Genomic DNA, 16,595 nt, shown 5'->3' on the forward strand with positions numbered 1-16,595 from the left:
ACGATGACAGGAATGTCCGACCGGCGCAGGGATGAACCCGACTCTTGCGTGCGCGTTTACGGGACGCGGGTCCACAATCTGCGGGGTGTCGACGTCGCGGCGCCGCGTGACGCGCTGGTCGCGTTCACCGGGATCTCCGGATCGGGCAAGTCGTCGTTGGCCTTCGGGACCATCTATGCCGAGGCCCAGCGCCGCTATTTCGAATCGGTCGCCCCGTACGCCCGCCGCCTGCTGTTGCCGGCCGGCGCGCCGAAGGTAGATGACATTACCGGTCTTCCGCCCGCCGTCGCATTGCAGCAGCGCCGCGGTTCGGCGACTTCGCGGTCGACGGTCGGCACGGTCACTACCCTGTCGAACCTGCTGAGGATGTTGTTCTCCCGCGCCGGAACCTATCCGCCGGGGGCCACGGAACGACTGGACTCCGATGCGTTCTCCCCGAACACCGCGGTTGGGGCGTGCCCCGAATGCCACGGTCTGGGACGAATCCATCGGGTGACCGAAGAGACACTGGTACCGGACCCTTCGCTGACCATTCGTGAAGGCGCCGTCGCCGCATGGCCCGGCGCGTGGCAGGGCCAAAACCTACGTGACATCCTGGTCACGCTGGGGTACGACATCGACAGGCCGTGGCGGAAACTACCTAAGCGGCAACGCAATTGGATACTTTTCACCGATGAGCAGCCAACGGTCGAAATAGATCCGCGCCAACACCCCGTGCAGGCCGATTACTACTACAACGGGACGTTTTCCAGTGCCGAACGCCACGTCCGCCACACGTTGGCCAACTCCCATAGCGCGATGATGCGCCGGCGCGTCCTGCAATTCGTCGACACCGTTGAGTGCCCGAGATGCGACGGTTCCGGGCTGCGACCGGAAGCGCTGAAGGTGACATTCGCGGGGCGCACCATCGCCGACTACGCGGGCATGCCGTTGGCCGACCTTGCTGACACGTTGCGCCCGACGGCTTCTCGGGCCGACGCCGCCGCCGCGTACGAGTCAACGGAATCAGGTGAGTTGACGGAAGTGGCGACGATGATCGCCGCCGACCTCGTCGCACGCCTTCAGGTACTGGTCGACCTCGGCCTCGGCTACCTCACGCTGAGTCGCCGCACTCCGACGGTGTCACCCGGCGAATTGCAGCGGTTGCGGCTGGCCACCCAATTGCGCGCCGGCTTGTTCGGCGTGCTTTACGTGCTCGATGAGCCGTCGGCCGGACTGCACCCCGCGGACGCCGAACCGCTACTCGACGTGCTCGATCGCCTGCGGCGCGCGGGCAATTCGCTGTTCGTGGTCGAGCACGACATGGACGTGGTCCGCCGTGCCGATTGGATCGTCGACGTCGGACCCGGGGCGGGAGAGCTTGGCGGAAACGTGCTCTACAGCGGACCGGTGCCGGGTCTGGCCGACATCGAGGGATCGGTCACTCGCAGGTACCTTTTCGAAGGGGCCAGTCCGACGCCTCGTCATCCCCGCACGCGGTCCGGGCAGCTGCGGTTGCGCGGGATCTGCTTCCACAATTTGCGGGACCTCGACGTGGATCTGCCACTTGGCGTGTACACCGCTGTCACCGGAGTGTCCGGCTCGGGCAAGTCGACGCTCGTCGTCAAGGTCCTCGGCGACGTCGTGAACCGCCATCTGGGCACCGGACGGGCAGCCGAGCCGACCGCGTCTGACGACGACGAAACTGACACCGAGGTCGTCGATCTCGATCACGACGCGAGCGTCGGCGTGACGGCAGAAGGTGTCGAGGAGATCCATCGGCTGGTATCCGTCGACCAGCGCCCGATCGGACGCACGCCGCGCTCGACACTGGCGACGTACACCGGCTTGTTCGACGCCGTGCGCCAGGAATTCGCCGCCACTTCCGAGGCGCGTCGCCGCGGTTGGACAGCGGGCCGGTTTTCGTTCAACGTGGCCGAAGGCCGCTGCCCAACCTGTCGGGGGGAGGGTTTCGTCTCGGTCGAATTGCTGTTTCTGCCGGGCACATACGCCACATGCCCGACGTGTCGAGGAGCGCGCTACTCCGCGGAGACACTCGAGGTGCGGTACCGCGACCGCACGATCGCCGACGTGCTGGCGATGACCGTCGATGAGGCCTCGGACCTTCTTGCCGACGTTACGAAGGCGGCCCGGAGCCTGATCACGTTGCGAGAGGTCGGACTGGGATATCTGCGTCTCGGGCAGCCGGCGACTGAGCTTTCAGGTGGTGAGGCGCAGCGGATCAAGCTCGCCTCCGAACTCCAGAGACCCCGCCGAGGGCATACCCTCTACGTCCTCGACGAGCCGACGACCGGGCTTCATCCCGCCGATGTGGATCTGCTCGATCGCCAACTGCACCGCCTGGTCGACGCGGGCAATACCGTCGTGGTGGCCGAACATGACATGCGGATGGTCGCGGGTGCGGACTGGGTGATCGACCTTGGGCCGGGAGCCGGCAGCGACGGCGGTCGGGTTGTTGCGGCGGGCGCGCCGGATGAGGTTGCACGTGCGAAACACAGCCGGACGGCGCCGTATTTGGCGAAACGGATGGCACCGTCTTGGAGCCCCCTGTCAGGATTGAACTGACGACCGCTCGCTTACAAGGCGAGTGCTCTACCACTGAGCTAAGGAGGCCGGATAACCGGCACCAAGCCTAACGGGTCAGTCGTCGGCTTCGATGACGCGCTGAGAGCGCACGGGTCGTGACGTGGGGCGGCGTCCGGGGCGACGGCCGGGCAGCGGGATGCGGTCGGCGATGTTGCTCAGCGGGTTGACCACCATGGTCAGCGCGACCACGGCGTCCTGCAGCGTGGCGATGGCCGGCTCGAGCGCCTCCATTCCGGGCGTCAGGCGGGCCAGGGTGTCGGCGACGTCGGCCAGCTGGTCCAGCGGCCCGTTCTTGGCGGTCAGCTTGTCCACCAGCCCGCCCTCCGAGAGCAGCCGGGCGGCCAGGCCGTCCTCGGCCAGCACCCGCTCGATCAACCCGTCCTCGGCGAGCAGCTGATCGGCCAGCCCGCCGGGCTGCAGCGTGCGGTGCAGCCCGCCGCCCTCCGCCGTCAGCCGGTCGAGCAGGCCGCCTTCCGAGGTGAGCAGGTCGACCACCCCACCCGGCCGCAGCAGCCGGTCGATTGGCCCGTCGGGCGCCACCGCACGCCCCAATGGCGCGTCGTCGTCGAGAAGCCTTGCCAGCCGGTTGGCGCGCAGGATCGCGTCGTCGATCCCCCACATGGAAGCCATGGGGTTGGTTCCGGTGCCGCCGCCCTCGCCCAGCGCTTTTTTCGCCACGCCGACCGCGGCGGTTGCGACGGTCAGGCTCGCGTCGGCGACGGCCAGCCCGGCCCGTGCGGGGGCGGTCGCGGCCGACACGACCCGTTTGGCGAGGTTCATTCCTCGAGTCTATTCGCGACGCGCGCCCGTAAAGCGGTGTATGTCCAAGCCGGTGCGATGATGGCTGGCAGACTGTTAGCAGATTGTTCGCACTGAGCTCTCAGGAAACACACAATGACTGCCAAGGTAATATTCAACCAAGGATACGACTCATGACAGCGGCCACACCCAGTGAAACACAGCCCGAGGCACGCGTCCTCGTGGTCGACGACGAAGCCAACATTGTCGAGCTGCTTTCCGTGAGCCTCAAGTTCCAGGGGTTCGAGGTCTATACCGCGACCAACGGGGCCCAAGCTCTGGACCGCGCCCGCGACGCCCGCCCGGACGCCGTCATCCTCGACGTGATGATGCCCGGTATGGACGGCTTCGGGGTGCTGCGGAGGCTGCGTGCCGACGGCATCGACGCGCCGGCCCTGTTCCTGACCGCCCGTGATTCGCTGCAGGACAAGATCGCCGGCCTCACCCTCGGCGGCGACGATTACGTGACCAAGCCGTTCAGCCTCGAGGAGGTCGTCGCCCGGCTGCGCGTCATCCTGCGGCGCGCCGGCAAGGGTGGGGCGGAGCCGCGCAACGCCCGGCTGACCTTCGCCGACATCGAGCTCGACGAAGAGACCCACGAGGTCTGGAAGGCCGGCGAGCCGGTGTCGTTGTCGCCCACCGAGTTCACGCTGCTGCGCTATTTTGTGATCAACGCGGGCACCGTGCTCAGCAAACCGAAGATCCTCGACCACGTCTGGCGATACGACTTCGGCGGCGACGTCAATGTCGTGGAGTCCTATGTGTCGTATCTTCGTCGCAAGATCGACACCGGGGAGAAGCGGCTGCTGCACACGTTGCGCGGGGTGGGTTATGTGCTCCGCGAACCGCGATGAGCACTCTGCGGCCCCGACGATGGAGCAGTGGTGACAGCTAAATTGCCCAGGGTTTTGCGTGGCGACAGGCCATACCCGCGCGGAGTGCCGCTCCGGTTGGGTCTCGTGGCCGCCACCCTCATCCTGGTCGCCTGCGGCCTGGCCGTCTCCGGTCTCGCGGTCACGTCGATCCTGCGACACAGCCTGGTGAGCAGGATCGATGCGACGCTGGTCGACGCATCGCGCGGCTGGGCGCAGGCGCCGCGGCGTCAGTCGCCGCCGCCCTACGAAAGTCCCGATCCCGGGCGGCCGCCGTCGAAGTTCTACGTCCGCGGCATCGGGAGCGACGGCACGCCCTTCACCGCCATCAACGACCGCAATGCCGAGCCGGCGCTGCCGCCGGACAACGACGTCGGGCCCACTCCGACCACCCTGCCGTCGGTCAACGGCTCCGACATCCAATGGCGCGCGGTGTCGGTGCGGGGCCCGCACGGTCTGACCACCGTCGCGATCGACCTCTCCGACGTCCAGCACACGGTCAGTTCGCTCGTCTGGCTGCAGATCGGCATCGGTGTCGCGGTGCTGGCCGTGGTCGGTATCGCCAGCTTCGTCGTGGTGCACCGCAGCCTTCGCCCGCTGGCCGAAGTGGAGCAGACCGCGGCGGCGATCGCGGGCGGTCAGCTGGACCGCCGGGTTCCGGAACGCGATCCGCGAACCGAGGTCGGCCGGCTTTCACTCGCGCTCAACGGCATGCTCGCCCAGATCCAGCAGGCCGTCGCCTCCTCGGAGTCCTCGGCCGAGAAGGCCCGCAGCTCCGAGGACCGGATGCGACGGTTCATCACCGACGCCAGTCACGAATTGCGCACCCCGCTGACCACCATCCGCGGCTTCGCCGAGCTCTATCGGCAGGGCGCCGCCCGCGACGTGGCGATGCTGTTGTCGCGGATCGAAAGCGAGGCCAGCCGGATGGGCTTCCTGGTCGACGACCTGTTGCTGCTGGCCCGGCTGGACGTCCAGCGGCCCCTGGAACACAATCGTGTCGATCTGCTGGCCTTGGCCAGCGACGCCGTGCACGACGCGCAGGCGATGGCCCCCCAGCGCTCCATCACGATGGAGGTTTTCGACGGCCCCGGCATCCCGGAGGTACTGGGCGACGAGCCGCGGATCCGGCAGGTGATGAGCAACCTCGTCGCCAACGCCCTGCAGCACACGCCGGAAAGCGCCGCCGTCGTGGTCCGGGTCGGCACCGAGGGCGACGACGCGGTGCTCGAGGTCACCGACAAGGGCCCCGGGATGAACGAGCAAGACGCGTCACGGGTGTTCGAGCGGTTCTATCGCACGGACTCGTCACGGGCGCGTGCCAGCGGCGGCACGGGGCTGGGGCTGTCGATCGTCGACTCACTGGTGCGCGCGCACGGCGGTACCGTCGGCGTGCAGACCGCGCCCGGGGAAGGTTGTCGCTTCCGCGTGTCGCTGCCGCGGGTGAGCGACATGCCGGCGCCGGAGCCGGTTCACGCCAGCTGAGTCAGCGCCGCCTTGATTTTTTCCTGGGCCTCGTCGAGCGATTTCGGCGACGGGTTGCGGTCGACGTTGGCGAACCCGAAGTCGCTGAGGCTGCGGGTGGGGAAGACGTGGACGTGCAGGTGCGGCACCTCGAGCCCGGCGATGATCATGCCGGACCGCTCGGTGCGGAACGCCTTGCACACCGCCTTGCCGATCAGCTGGCTCACCGACATCACGCGGGCGAAAGCCTCGCCATCGACGTCCTGCCAATTGTCGATCTCGGCGCGCGGGACCACCAGCGTGTGCCCTTGCGTCATCGGCTCGATCGTCAGGAACGCGACGACGTCGTCGTCCTCGTAGACGAAGCGGCCGGGGAGTTCACGGTTGATGATCTTGGTGAAGATCGAAGCCATGAGCCCAGCATATGTTCGGCGTTCGGCCGCCCTCGCGTCACTCCTGACCGAAGGTCATCCTGTCGAGGTTCCAGTACCCGCGCATGTTGGTGATCAGGCCCGCGTCGTCGACCTTGTAGGTGAACACCCCGCGCACCGAGCTGGTCAGCCCGCCGTCGAACCTGCTGTCGAGCACCAGGATGTGGGCGATCTCGTGGGGTGAGCTCGACGGGAACGTCTCCTCGCAGGTGATGGTCAGCCGGTTGGCGGCGATGTTGGTGTCGAAGAACGCGCCGACGGCCTCTTTGCCCCGGACACCAGTGCCGTCGGGGTTGGTCACCGATTTGCCGATCGGGTCCTCGATCACGACGTCCTCGGCCATCAGTGCCAGCCAGCCCTCGCGATCGTGGGCCTGCACGCACTGCCACGACGACTGCGACGCGGCCAGCGCCGGCGACGCCTTGGTTTCCTCGGTTTGGGTCATCGGTCTCAGCGCTTAACGATCGGCGTCCGTGAAGCGGACGACGCCGCGGATGTTCTTACCGTCGAGCATGTCCTGGTAGCCCTCGTTGATCTGCTCGAGGCGGTACTGGGTGGTGACCATGTCGTCCAGGTTCAGTTTGCCGGCCTTGTACATCGACAGCAGCTGCGGGATGTCGTACTGCGGGTTGCCGCCCCCGAAGATGGTGCCCTGCAAGTTCTTCTGCATCAGGGTCAGCATCGCCAGGTTCAGCGTCACGTTGGTGTCGAGCAGGCTGCCGATGGCGGTCAGCACGCAGGTGCCGCCCTTCTGGGTGATGTTCAGGTAGTTGTCGATGTCGGCGCCCTGCAACTCGCCGACGGTGACCACGACCTTGTGCGCCATCAGGCCGTAGGTGACCTCCATGATCCCCATCAGCGCGGCGTTGATGTCCGGATAGACATGTGTGGCGCCGAATTTCAGCGCCTGGTCGCGCTTCCACTCCACCGGGTCGATCGCGAAGATGTAGCGGGCGCCGGCGTTGGCGGCGCCCTGCAGGGCGGCCATGCCGACCCCGCCGACGCCGACGATGGCGACGTCCTGGCCCGGCCGGATGTCGGCGGTGCGGACCGCCGAACCGTAGCCGGTGGTCACGCCGCAACCGACCAGGGCGGCGACCTCGAACGGGATCGACGGGTCGATCTTCACCACCGAACTGCGGTGCACCACCATGTACGGCGAGAAGGTCCCCAGCAGCGTCATGGGGAAGACGTTCTGGCCGCGGGCCTGGATGCGGAACGTGCCGTCGGAGACGGCGGCACCGCCGAGCAGCCCGGCGCCCAGGTCGCACAGGTTGCGCATGCCCGCCTGGCAGGTCGGGCACTGCCCACAGGAGGGGATGAACGAGAGCACGACGTGGTCACCCGGGGCGATGTCCTCGACGCCCGGGCCGACCTCGGTGACGATGCCCGCGCCCTCGTGGCCGCCGAGCACGGGGAAGCCCGCCATCGGGATGCCGCCGGTGACCAGGTGATGGTCGGAGTGGCACATGCCCGCCGCTTCCATCTGGATCTTGACCTCGTGCGCCTGCGGGTCGCCGATCTCGATTTCCTCGATCGACCAGGGCTGGTTGAACTCCCAGATCAGTGCGCCTTTTGTCTTCACGATGGTCCTGACCCCATTTCGCCTTTGAATTGAGACTGCCCGGCCCTGTCGAACCGGGCAGCGTGGTGACGAGTGCCACAGGGCACGTCCGTTGCGACAGCATAGCGCGTGCAACTAATCAAATGCTTGGTTGGTGGTGCCGCGATCGCACGCGAGGGCGCTGCGGGCCGCCATTGTCGGCTGCTCACCAGATCGGGACCGGCGCCTGGCCGAGCGGGTAGTAGCCGGGCAGCTTCTCGCCGGCGATGCTGCGCTCGATCCGCTTCTGCATTCCGGCGCTCAGATCGCCGGACTCGATGAGCTTGCCGAACATGTACGCGACGTGACCGAAGTCGAAGAAGTCCCGCTGCCACTCGATGAGCTGATCGCCGTTGAGGCGGAACCAGCTGCCGCCGATGCCGTAGATCTCGTCCCGGGTGCCGTCGGACTTGTTGACGATCTGCTTCCAGAAGCCGACGATCTCGCCCTGCTTCTCGTCGATGAGCACCTTCTGATACTCGTAGACCCAGTTCTCCAGGCCCTCCATCTCCAGGCCGAGGGCGACGTCGCGGATCTCGTCGACGCCGACGCACATCACATCCTCCTTGGGGCCGATGTTCCATCCGTAAGTGGCGTCGTCGGCGTAGAAATCCGCCAGCGGCCGCCAGTCACCGGCCTTTTCGCAGTCCTTGTTGACCCGCAGCCAGCGGTCGACCCAGGCTTCGAGTTCTTCGCGTGAGTGTGACGCCATTGTCGTTATTCTTCTCTCTCTTGGATGAATAGTGCATGCGTTGGGCACATTTCGACCGCGCGCTCGACTTCATCGCGGGCGTCCTCGGGCGGTTCGGCGTCGACGATCTCGACCTTGCCCCGCTTGGGCACCCGGAAGTAATCGGGCGCCTCCAACTCGCACATGGCATGACCTTGACACAGGTCAAGATCGGCTTCTATCCGAAATCCCATGGGGTGACCTACTTCTGACGTTTGCGGTAGCGCACCTTGGCCGGCCGGGCCAGCTGGACGACCATCTTCGAGTGGTCGTTGTGGTAGCTGTCGGCGGGCTGTGCCATCTCGAATTCGTACTCGCGCAACAGGACAGAGAAGATCGCCTTGATCTGCATCTGCGCGAAGGCCGCGCCCACGCAGCGGTGCCGGCCCGCGCCGAACGGGATCCAGGTCCACCGGTTGACGATGTCGGCCTGCATGGGCTTGTTGTAGCGGTCGGGGTTGAACGCGTCGGGGTCGGGGAAGTCCTCGGGAATCCGGTTCGAGATCGCCGGGGAGGCCGCCACGAAGTCGCCCTTGTGGATCGGGAAGCCCTCCACCTCGAACTCGCCCTGGGCGACCCGCATCAGGATGATCAGCGGCGGGTGCAGGCGCAGGGTCTCCTTGACGACGTTGTCCAGCTTCGGAATCGAGCGCAGCGCGTGGAAACTCACCTCCTGGCCGTCGGCGTAGAGCTCGTCGAGCTCGGCCAGCACCTCGGCGTAGACATCGGTGTGGCGGATCAGCTCGATCAGGGTCCACGCCGAGGTGCCGGAACTGGTGTGGTGCCCCGCGAACATCAGCGAGATGAACATCCCGGTGACCTCGTCGGCGGAAAAGCGCGGGTCGCCCTGCTCGTCCTTGATCGAGACCAGCACGTCGAGCATGTCGCGGTCGGCCTTGTCCTTCGGCGGGTTGGCCAGCCGCTGGTCCATGATCTCCTGCACCAGCGCAACCAGTTTCACGCGCGCCTCATCGCGCAACCGGAAGCTCTCGATCGGCAGGTAGGGGTCGACGTAGCACAGCGGGTCGGTACCCCGCTCCAGCATGTGGTAGTACTCGGCGAACCGGTGGTCGAGCTGCTCGCGGAACTTCAGCCCGATCAGGCAGGCCGTCGACGTGTAAATGGTCAGCTCGGCGAAGAAGTCGAGCAGTTCGATCTCGCCCTCGTCACCCCAGCCGGCGATCATCTTGTTGACTTCGCCCTCGATGGTGGCGGCGTGGCCCTTCATCTGCTCGCCCCGCAGCGCCGAGTTGTGCAGCATCTCCTTGCGCCGCTCGGGACTGGCGTCGAACACCACGCCCTTGCCGAAGATCGGCGTCATGAAGGGGTACGCCTCGGCCTGGTCCAGATCCTCGTCGGCGGAACGGAAGAAGAACTCGTTGGCCTGCGCGCCCGACAGCAGGATGACGTGTTTGTCGACCAGTTGAAACCACCCGACGTCGCCGCATTCCTCGCGCACGCGCCTCATCAAACCGATGGGGTCGGTGCGGAACTCCTCGAGGTGGCCGTGCTCTTCTTCGCCGCCGGAAACCCGCGGCACGATGGCGGTGGTCATTGTGCGCACTCCTCCTCGGCGCGAGTACCCCGCGCCGAATCGACGATTCGCGAAGAAGTCATGACGGCAATCCCTCTTCTCCCAGGGCGAGCTTCTGGCGATCTTTCTTGTCGGCCAACGGGGCCTCGGGCTGCAGCTCCATGTTCGCGATGAAGCCACCGCGCGGGGTCTCGGCGACGAACGTGATGGCGCGCGCCAAATCCGCCGCCCGCAGGAAGTAGTCGTGTCGGGCCTGGCCCCACTTGGCCCAGTCTTCGAGTGCGGGGCCGATCTTCTCGGCCGGCAGGCTCCAGCCCATCGAGGTCTTCGTCGGCCCGGGGTGCACGATCGAGGCGCGCACCCCGGTGCCCTCGAGCTCCATCTGGAAGTTGGTGACCATCGCGACCAGCGCGGCCTTGGCCGCGCCGTAGGCGCCCATGTGCGGCCGCTGACGCAGGGCCACATCGGAGCCGACGAAGATCAGATCGCCGCGCCGCCGCTCCAGCATGCCCGGAAGGACGGTTGAGGCTAACCTGAACGCGCCGACCAGGTGGATCTGCAGCTGGGAGTCGAATTCGTCGCCTGCGATCTCGGCGAGCTTGCCGAAGTAGGTGTCGCCTGCGCCGGCTACCAGCACCTCGATGTCGCCCAGCGCTTCGATAGCTTGTCCGACAAACGATTTGACCGAATTCGGGTCGGTGACGTCCAGGTGGAATCCGACCGCCTCGCCGCCTTCGGCGTTGATCTTGCCGACGATGTCGTTGAGCTTCTCCACCCGGCGGGCGCCCAGCGCGACCGGGAAGCCGTGCGCGGCGAGTTCGATGGCGGTGGCCTCCCCGATGCCGGAGGAGGCGCCGGCCACGATCGCCGGGCGCCGTTCGGGCAGGGGGTCGAAGCGGGGCATTCAGCGGACCTCCACGCTCATGGGTAGGTGAGCGAATCCGCGGACATTGCTCGAGTGGACGCGGACGGCGTTGGCCTCGTCCACCTCGTATCCGCGGATTCGCTTGAACAACTCGGTTAGCGCGACCCGGGCTTCCATCCGCGCCAGATGCGCGCCCAGGCAGAAGTGCGCGCCGCTACCGAAACTCAGCAGCTTGGGCCCGATTTCGCGCCCGATCACGTAGTCGTCGGGATTGTCGAACACCCGCTCGTCCCGGTGACCCGAACCGGGCAGCAGCAGCACCACGTCGCCGTCCGGAATGGTGGTGTCGTAGAGGGTGAGTTCGCCGGACACCGTGCGCGCCAGGATCTGGCTGGAGGTGTCATAGCGCAGCGTCTCCTCGACCCACAGCGGCACGAGCGCGGCATCGTCGTACACGGGCGCCAGCTGACCGGGATTCTTGTGGCCCCAGAACGCGGCATTGGCAAGGAGTTTCGTGGTGGTCTCGTTTCCGGCGATCACCATTAGGAACATGAAGCCGAGCACCTCGTCGTCGGTGAGGCGGTCGCCGTCGATCTCGGCTTGCAGAAGCGCGGTGGTCAGGTCGTCGGTGGGCCTGGTGCGCCGCTCGGCCACCATCTGCTGGTAGTAGACGATCAGATTGATGGAGGCCTCGACGGCCTCGGGCGGCACGTCGGTGACGCCCTCGTCTCGGTGCATCACGCCGTCGGCCCAGGCCCGCACCTGCACGCGGTCCGGCTCGGGGACGCCCATGAGCTCGGAGATCACGTCCATGGGCAGTTTGCCGGCGAATTCGTCGACATAGTCGACGGTTTCGGACGATTGTGAGCCGGCCTTCTCGAGCATGGTGTCGATATGCTTGACGGCGATCTCGGTGACCCGCGGTTCCAGTTCGCGGATACGGCGCGGGGTGAAGCCCTTGGACACCAGGGTGCGCAGTCGCAGATGGGCGGGATCGTCCATCGCGAGGAAGCTCATCGTCTTGCTGGCGTGCGGGCCGCGTGACGCCGGATCCAGTGAGACGCCGTACTTGTTGGACAGCGTCGTGCTGTTGCGGAAGCCCTGCAGCACGTCGCGGTGCCGAGACAACGCCCAGAAGGACAATTCCTCGTTGCGGTAGAGCGGCGCTTCGTCGCGCAGCCGCTTGTAGTAGGGGTACGGATCCTCGTGGAAGGCGTAGTCGTACGGATCCAGGAGCGGCTCTCCGGTCTTCAGGGTCATCGGGTTCCTTCGGGCGGCTGCAGGATGAGGCCGACGGCGTAACCGAGGTGGTCGGCGATCTGGTGATAGGTGTAGGCGCCGCTCGCCGCGTTGACCAGCGCGCCGAAGAACGTCATCTCCAGAACGGACACGATCCGGGGATCGGCGTCGGGGCCGAGCGCCGAGACGATGCGCCGGTGGATCTCGGCGCCGATGCGGTCGCGCGCGGTTCGCACCGCCGGGTCCGCGCCGCCGGACAGCAGCGCCGTCGTGCACGCTGCCGCGACCTCCGGCTCGTCGGCGACCACCAGGGCCAGGTGTCGCAGGGCCTGGTCCACCCGCGTCGGCATGGGTTCGTTGACGTCGGTGAAGTAGGGCACCTGACGAACCAGGTCGAGGTAGACCTCGGCAATGAGGTGGTTCTTCGACGAGAAGTAGGTGTAGGCGGTGGCAGGGGCAACCTTGGCGCGCGCCGCCACCGCGCGCACCGTCAGGTCGGCGTACGACTTCTCCCGCAAGGTCTCCATGCCGGCGGCCAGCACCTTGCGGAAGGTCTCCTCCTGGCGCCGGTTGCGCGGCACCTGTCCGGTCTGAGACTTGCCCCCGGGCGCGGGCGCAACCAGTGCTTCGCTGGACACATGTCCAAGCTATCGGATCGGGTCGCGAAGTGGCAAGACCGACAGGCAAATAAGCAGTTCAACAGGGCCAACAAGCGAACTTCGGGCGTAATCTGGGGATCGGCTCTTGCACCTTGGAGGGCGCGAAGACTATGGTTCGGAAGGTCGATATCGGACAACTGTCCATTGAACTTTCTGGTAAGCAAGCGACGCGAGGGAGCGGGAAATGGCCTTGCTGGCCGACGGCGTGAGTGAGCTCTTCATCGACGGCAAGATGTCGACCGGCAACGCCGGCACCTTCCCGACGGTCAACCCGGCGACCGAGGAGGTGCTGGGAGTCGCCGCCGACGCCGACGCCGAGGACATGGGCCGCGCGATCGACGCCGCGCGCCGGGCCTTCGACGACACGGACTGGTCGCGCGACACCGCGCTGCGGGTCCGCTGCGTGCGTCAGCTGCGCGAGGCGATGCGACAGCATCTCGAAGAGCTGCGCGACCTGACCATCGCCGAAGTCGGCGCGCCGCGGATGCTCACCGCGATCGCGCAGCTCGAGGTCCCTGTCAACGACCTGGCGTTCGCGGCCGACACCGCCGAATCCTACGAATACAACCAGGATCTCGGCCAAGCGTCGCCCATGGGGATCCCTACCCGGCGCACCATCGCCCGCGAGGCCGTCGGTGTCGTCGGCGCCATCACACCGTGGAACTTCCCGCACCAGATCAACCTCGCCAAGATCGGACCGGCACTGGCCGCCGGAAACACCGTCGTCCTCAAGCCCGCCCCCGACACCCCGTGGTGCGCCGCCGTGCTGGGGGAACTCATCGCCGAGCACACCGACTTTCCGCCCGGCGTGATCAACATCGTCACGTCCAGCGACCACAGCGTGGGCGCGCTGCTCGCCAAAGACCCTCGGGTGGACATGATTTCGTTCACCGGGTCGACCGCCACCGGCCGCAGCGTGATGGCCGACGGCGCCGCGACCATCAAGAAGGTCTTCCTCGAGCTGGGGGGCAAGTCGGCGTTCATCGTCCTCGACGACGCCGACTTGGGCGGCGCGGTCGGCATGGCGGGATTCTCGGTGTGCATGCACGCCGGGCAGGGGTGCGCCATCACCACCCGGCTGGTGGTGCCGCGGGCGCGGTACGACGAGGCCGTCTCCATCGCCGCCGCGACGGTGGGCGGCATCAAGGCCGGTGACCCCGCCGATCCCGGAACCATCTGCGGCCCCGTCATCTCCGCGCGTCAGCGCGATCGGATCCAGGGCTACCTCGACTCGGCCGTCGCCGAGGGGGGAACGTTCGCGTGCGGGGGCGGCCGCCCGGCCGACCGCGACGTCGGTTTCTTCATCGAGCCCACGGTGATCGCGGGGCTGGGCAACGATGCCCGCTGCGCCCGCGAGGAGATCTTCGGCCCGGTCCTGACGGTGATCCCGCACGATGGTGACGACGACGCCGTGCGCATCGCCAACGACTCGCCGTACGGGTTGTCGGGCACGGTGTTCGGTGCCGACCCGGAGCGGGCGGCGCGGGTGGCCGCGCGGGTCCGTGCGGGCACGATCAACGTCAACGGTGGCGTCTGGTATTCGGCCGATGCGCCGTTCGGCGGTTACAAGCAGTCCGGAAACGGCCGCGAGATGGGCCTGGCCGGTTTCGAGGAGTACCTGGAGACCAAGACCATCGCGACAGCGGTTTAGCCAGAGGAGCTTCGAGCATGAGGTTTGAGAACAAGGTCGCCATCGTCACCGGGTCCGGGGGCGGCATCGGGCAGGCGTACGCCGAGGCGCTGGCCCGTGAGGGCGCCGCCGTCGTCGTGGCCGACATCAAGGCCGAGGCGGCCGAGGGGGTCGCCAAGCAGATCGTCGCCGACGGCGGCACGGCGCTTGCCGTTCCGGTCGACGTGTCCGACCCGGCGTCGGCGAAGGCGATGGCCGACCGCGCGCTGGCGGAGTTCGGTGGCATCGACTACCTGGTGAACAACGCCGCGATCTTCGGGGGGATGAAGTTGGATTTCCTGCTCACCATCGACCCGGAGTATTACCGGAAGTTCATGAGCGTCAACCTCGACGGCGCGCTGTGGTGTACCCGCGCGGTGTACAAGAAGATGGCCAAGCGCGGCGGCGGTGCGATCATCAACCAGTCGTCCACCGCCGCGTGGTTGTACTCGAACTTCTACGGCCTGGCCAAGGTCGGCATCAACGGCCTCACCCAACAGCTTTCGCGGGAGTTGGGCGGTCAGAACATCCGGATCAACGCGATCGCGCCCGGGCCCATCGACACCGAGGCCAACCGCACCACCACGCCGGCAGAGATGGTCGCCGACATAGTCAAGGGTCTTCCGCTGTCGCGCATGGGAACTCCCGAAGACCTGGTCGGGATGTGTCTGTTCCTGCTGTCCGACGAGGCGTCGTGGATCACCGGGCAGATCTTCAATGTCGACGGCGGACAGATCTTCCGCTCATGAGTCAGGACCTACGCCTCGGGTACATCGGTCTGGGCAACATGGGTGCGCCGATGGCCACTAAGATGACCGAATGGCCAGGCGGGATAACGGTTTACGACATTCGCACGGAGGCGATGACGCCGCTGGCCGAAAAGGGCGCCGGCCTGGCCGACAGCGTCGCCGACGTTGCCGCCGCCGACCTCATCCACGTCACGGTTCTCGACGACACTCAGGTGCGTGAAGTCGTCGGCGAACTGGCGGCGCACGCCAAACCCGGCACCATCATCGCGATCCACTCCACCATCAACGACACTACGGCCGAACAGCTTGCGCGAGACTTGAAGCCGCAGGACATTCACGTCATCGACGCGCCGGTCAGCGGCGGCGCCGGGGCCGCCGCGAAGGGCGAGCTGGCCACCATGGTGGGAGCCGAGCGCGAGGTGTACGAGAAGATCAAGCCGGCGTTCAAACACTGGGCGTCGGTGGTCATCCACGCGGGTGAGCCGGGCGCCGGGACGCGAATGAAGCTGGCCCGAAACATGTTGACCTTCACCTCTTACGTGGCGGCATGCGAGGCGATGAAACTGGCCGAGGCGGCCGGGCTCGACCTGCAGGCGCTGGGCCGGGTGGTGCGTCACACCGACACGCTCACCGGCGGGCCCGGGGCGATCATGGTGCGTGACGACATGAACGACCTTCAGCCAGAACACTTCCTGTATCAGCCGTTTATACATACCCGTGGTCTGGGCGAGAAGGACCTGAGCCTGGCGCTAGGTTTGGGTGAGGCGTTATCGGTCGATCTGCCGTTGGCCAGGCTGGCGTTGGAGCGACTGGCGCCCGGCCTGGGGGTACCACACACAGAGAAAGAGGCGTGATGGACGAGCTGCGCCGCAAGGGCCTCGAGAAGATGAACGAAGTCTACGGCTGGGAGATGCCCAACACCGAAGGCGACCCCTACTTCGATCTGACGGTCGACCACCTGTTCGGCACCATCTGGAGCCGGCCGGGGCTGTCGATGCGCGACAAGCGCATCATGACGCTGACGGCGGTCACGGCGGTCGGCAACCGCGACCTGGCCGAGATCCAGATCAACGCCGCGCTTCTCAACGGGGAACTCACCGAGACCGAGTTGAAGGAGATGGCCGTCTTCCTCACCCACTACCTCGGGTTCCCCCTGGGGTCGGCGCTCAACGGCGCCGTCGACGCCGTCGTGGCCAAGCGCAGGAAGGCGGCGGCCAAGAACGCCGGCGAGGACAAGAAGGCCAACGTCGAGGCCGCGCTGAAGATGCACTCCGGGGGAGACCGGTAACGGGGCGTTCTTAATTGTTCGCCGATCCCGCCCGACCCGATAAACCCTTGTGTCACATTGGTTTCAATCGTCATCGCCGGGGCCTCGATGCTGCAAGCATCGGCGATC

Annotated in this window: 17 protein-coding genes and 1 tRNA gene; 7 read left to right on the top strand and 11 right to left on the bottom strand. The window is 66.8% G+C overall.

The genetic code is table 11. The features are described from left to right. The first annotated feature begins 3 nt into the window (after positions 1–3). Entirely contained in the window at positions 4–2,565 is a 2,562-nt protein-coding gene (locus tag G6N48_RS22615; RefSeq protein ID WP_085268354.1) for an excinuclease ABC subunit UvrA, read from the top strand. Here the strand turns inward: G6N48_RS22615 and G6N48_RS22620 are convergent. Both G6N48_RS22620 and G6N48_RS22625 read right to left on the bottom strand, forming a co-directional pair. Further along, positions 2,539–2,613 (bottom strand) — tRNA-Thr (locus tag G6N48_RS22620). The two genes, G6N48_RS22615 and G6N48_RS22620, sit on opposite strands and share 27 nt — an antisense overlap. Before the next feature lie 27 nt (positions 2,614–2,640). Continuing rightward, positions 2,641–3,366, bottom strand: coding sequence for a hypothetical protein (locus G6N48_RS22625; RefSeq protein ID WP_085268355.1), 726 nt, complete (start codon positions 3,364–3,366; stop codon positions 2,641–2,643). A 152-nt stretch (positions 3,367–3,518) separates the two neighbouring features. Here G6N48_RS22625 and phoP point away from each other — a divergent pair, with 152 nt between their 5' ends. Then, positions 3,519–4,238 (top strand): two-component system response regulator PhoP, encoded by a 720-nt coding sequence (gene phoP, locus G6N48_RS22630; RefSeq protein WP_085268356.1) that lies wholly within the window; start codon positions 3,519–3,521, stop codon positions 4,236–4,238. Between the two features lie 42 nt (positions 4,239–4,280). Next, positions 4,281–5,741: a sensor histidine kinase gene (locus G6N48_RS22635; RefSeq protein WP_372511219.1), complete on the top strand. Its 1,461-nt coding sequence runs from the start codon at positions 4,281–4,283 to the stop codon at positions 5,739–5,741. Here G6N48_RS22635 and G6N48_RS22640 read toward each other — a convergent pair. From G6N48_RS22640 to G6N48_RS22680, 9 genes are all read right to left on the bottom strand, one after another. Next, on the bottom strand, positions 5,729–6,133 hold the full coding sequence (locus tag G6N48_RS22640) for an HIT family protein (protein ID WP_085268358.1): 405 nt from the start codon (positions 6,131–6,133) through the stop codon (positions 5,729–5,731). The genes G6N48_RS22635 and G6N48_RS22640 overlap by 13 nt on opposite strands. Before the next feature lie 37 nt (positions 6,134–6,170). Next, positions 6,171–6,596 (bottom strand): ketosteroid isomerase family protein, encoded by a 426-nt coding sequence (locus tag G6N48_RS22645; RefSeq protein ID WP_085268359.1) that lies wholly within the window; start codon positions 6,594–6,596, stop codon positions 6,171–6,173. A gap of 12 nt (positions 6,597–6,608) precedes the next feature. Then, the gene (locus G6N48_RS22650; protein ID WP_085268360.1) at positions 6,609–7,736 is read right to left on the bottom strand and encodes an NDMA-dependent alcohol dehydrogenase; all 1,128 of its coding nucleotides are present in this window, start codon (positions 7,734–7,736) and stop codon (positions 6,609–6,611) included. 184 nt (positions 7,737–7,920) lie between these two features. Next, positions 7,921–8,466, bottom strand: coding sequence for a nuclear transport factor 2-like protein (locus G6N48_RS22655; RefSeq protein ID WP_085268361.1), 546 nt, complete (start codon positions 8,464–8,466; stop codon positions 7,921–7,923). Between the two features lie 5 nt (positions 8,467–8,471). After that, on the bottom strand, positions 8,472–8,678 hold the full coding sequence (locus tag G6N48_RS22660) for a ferredoxin (protein WP_085268362.1): 207 nt from the start codon (positions 8,676–8,678) through the stop codon (positions 8,472–8,474). An 8-nt stretch (positions 8,679–8,686) separates the two neighbouring features. Continuing rightward, positions 8,687–10,039 carry a cytochrome P450 gene (locus tag G6N48_RS22665; RefSeq protein WP_085268363.1) on the bottom strand — a complete coding sequence of 451 codons (1,353 nt, stop codon included), beginning with the start codon at positions 10,037–10,039 and terminating at the stop codon, positions 8,687–8,689. 58 nt (positions 10,040–10,097) lie between these two features. Then, on the bottom strand, positions 10,098–10,922 hold the full coding sequence (locus G6N48_RS22670) for an SDR family oxidoreductase (protein WP_085268364.1): 825 nt from the start codon (positions 10,920–10,922) through the stop codon (positions 10,098–10,100). Further along, positions 10,923–12,143 (bottom strand): cytochrome P450, encoded by a 1,221-nt coding sequence (locus G6N48_RS22675; protein WP_085268365.1) that lies wholly within the window; start codon positions 12,141–12,143, stop codon positions 10,923–10,925. After that, positions 12,140–12,760 (bottom strand): TetR/AcrR family transcriptional regulator, encoded by a 621-nt coding sequence (locus tag G6N48_RS22680; RefSeq protein WP_085268366.1) that lies wholly within the window; start codon positions 12,758–12,760, stop codon positions 12,140–12,142. Before G6N48_RS22680 ends, G6N48_RS22675 begins: the two co-directional genes overlap by 4 nt. A gap of 205 nt (positions 12,761–12,965) precedes the next feature. Between G6N48_RS22680 and G6N48_RS22685 the strand changes: the two genes are divergently transcribed. The 4 genes from G6N48_RS22685 to G6N48_RS22700 are packed head-to-tail and all read left to right on the top strand — an operon-like array spanning position 12,966 to position 16,487. Then, a complete protein-coding gene (locus G6N48_RS22685) occupies positions 12,966–14,432 on the top strand; it encodes an aldehyde dehydrogenase (RefSeq protein ID WP_085268367.1) in 1,467 nt (488 codons plus the stop codon). A gap of 17 nt (positions 14,433–14,449) precedes the next feature. After that, positions 14,450–15,199, top strand: coding sequence for an SDR family oxidoreductase (locus tag G6N48_RS22690; RefSeq protein ID WP_085268368.1), 750 nt, complete (start codon positions 14,450–14,452; stop codon positions 15,197–15,199). Continuing rightward, a complete protein-coding gene (locus tag G6N48_RS22695; protein ID WP_085268369.1) occupies positions 15,196–16,053 on the top strand; it encodes an NAD(P)-dependent oxidoreductase in 858 nt (285 codons plus the stop codon). Before G6N48_RS22690 ends, G6N48_RS22695 begins: the two co-directional genes overlap by 4 nt. Beyond that, the gene (locus G6N48_RS22700; protein WP_085268370.1) at positions 16,053–16,487 is read left to right on the top strand and encodes a carboxymuconolactone decarboxylase family protein; all 435 of its coding nucleotides are present in this window, start codon (positions 16,053–16,055) and stop codon (positions 16,485–16,487) included. The genes G6N48_RS22695 and G6N48_RS22700 overlap by 1 nt, the downstream gene beginning before the upstream one ends. The last annotated feature ends 108 nt before the right edge of the window (positions 16,488–16,595 follow it).

This window comes from Mycobacterium parmense (genome assembly GCF_010730575.1).
Lineage (GTDB): Bacteria > Actinomycetota > Actinomycetes > Mycobacteriales > Mycobacteriaceae > Mycobacterium > Mycobacterium parmense.

What these genes read in the sequence shown, in the direction of transcription:
- G6N48_RS22615 (WP_085268354.1), top strand. Translation starts at nt 4, where the DNA reads ATGACAGGAATGTCCGACCGGCGCAGGGATGAACCCGACTCTTGCGTG.
- G6N48_RS22625 (WP_085268355.1), bottom strand. Translation starts at nt 3,366, where the DNA reads ATGAACCTCGCCAAACGGGTCGTGTCGGCCGCGACCGCCCCCGCACGG.
- phoP (WP_085268356.1), top strand. Translation starts at nt 3,519, where the DNA reads ATGACAGCGGCCACACCCAGTGAAACACAGCCCGAGGCACGCGTCCTC.
- G6N48_RS22640 (WP_085268358.1), bottom strand. Translation starts at nt 6,133, where the DNA reads ATGGCTTCGATCTTCACCAAGATCATCAACCGTGAACTCCCCGGCCGC.
- G6N48_RS22645 (WP_085268359.1), bottom strand. Translation starts at nt 6,596, where the DNA reads ATGACCCAAACCGAGGAAACCAAGGCGTCGCCGGCGCTGGCCGCGTCG.
- G6N48_RS22655 (WP_085268361.1), bottom strand. Translation starts at nt 8,466, where the DNA reads ATGGCGTCACACTCACGCGAAGAACTCGAAGCCTGGGTCGACCGCTGG.
- G6N48_RS22660 (WP_085268362.1), bottom strand. Translation starts at nt 8,678, where the DNA reads ATGGGATTTCGGATAGAAGCCGATCTTGACCTGTGTCAAGGTCATGCC.
- G6N48_RS22665 (WP_085268363.1), bottom strand. Translation starts at nt 10,039, where the DNA reads ATGACCACCGCCATCGTGCCGCGGGTTTCCGGCGGCGAAGAAGAGCAC.
- G6N48_RS22670 (WP_085268364.1), bottom strand. Translation starts at nt 10,922, where the DNA reads ATGCCCCGCTTCGACCCCCTGCCCGAACGGCGCCCGGCGATCGTGGCC.
- G6N48_RS22675 (WP_085268365.1), bottom strand. Translation starts at nt 12,143, where the DNA reads ATGACCCTGAAGACCGGAGAGCCGCTCCTGGATCCGTACGACTACGCC.
- G6N48_RS22685 (WP_085268367.1), top strand. Translation starts at nt 12,966, where the DNA reads ATGGCCTTGCTGGCCGACGGCGTGAGTGAGCTCTTCATCGACGGCAAG.
- G6N48_RS22690 (WP_085268368.1), top strand. Translation starts at nt 14,450, where the DNA reads ATGAGGTTTGAGAACAAGGTCGCCATCGTCACCGGGTCCGGGGGCGGC.
- G6N48_RS22695 (WP_085268369.1), top strand. Translation starts at nt 15,196, where the DNA reads ATGAGTCAGGACCTACGCCTCGGGTACATCGGTCTGGGCAACATGGGT.
- G6N48_RS22700 (WP_085268370.1), top strand. Translation starts at nt 16,053, where the DNA reads ATGGACGAGCTGCGCCGCAAGGGCCTCGAGAAGATGAACGAAGTCTAC.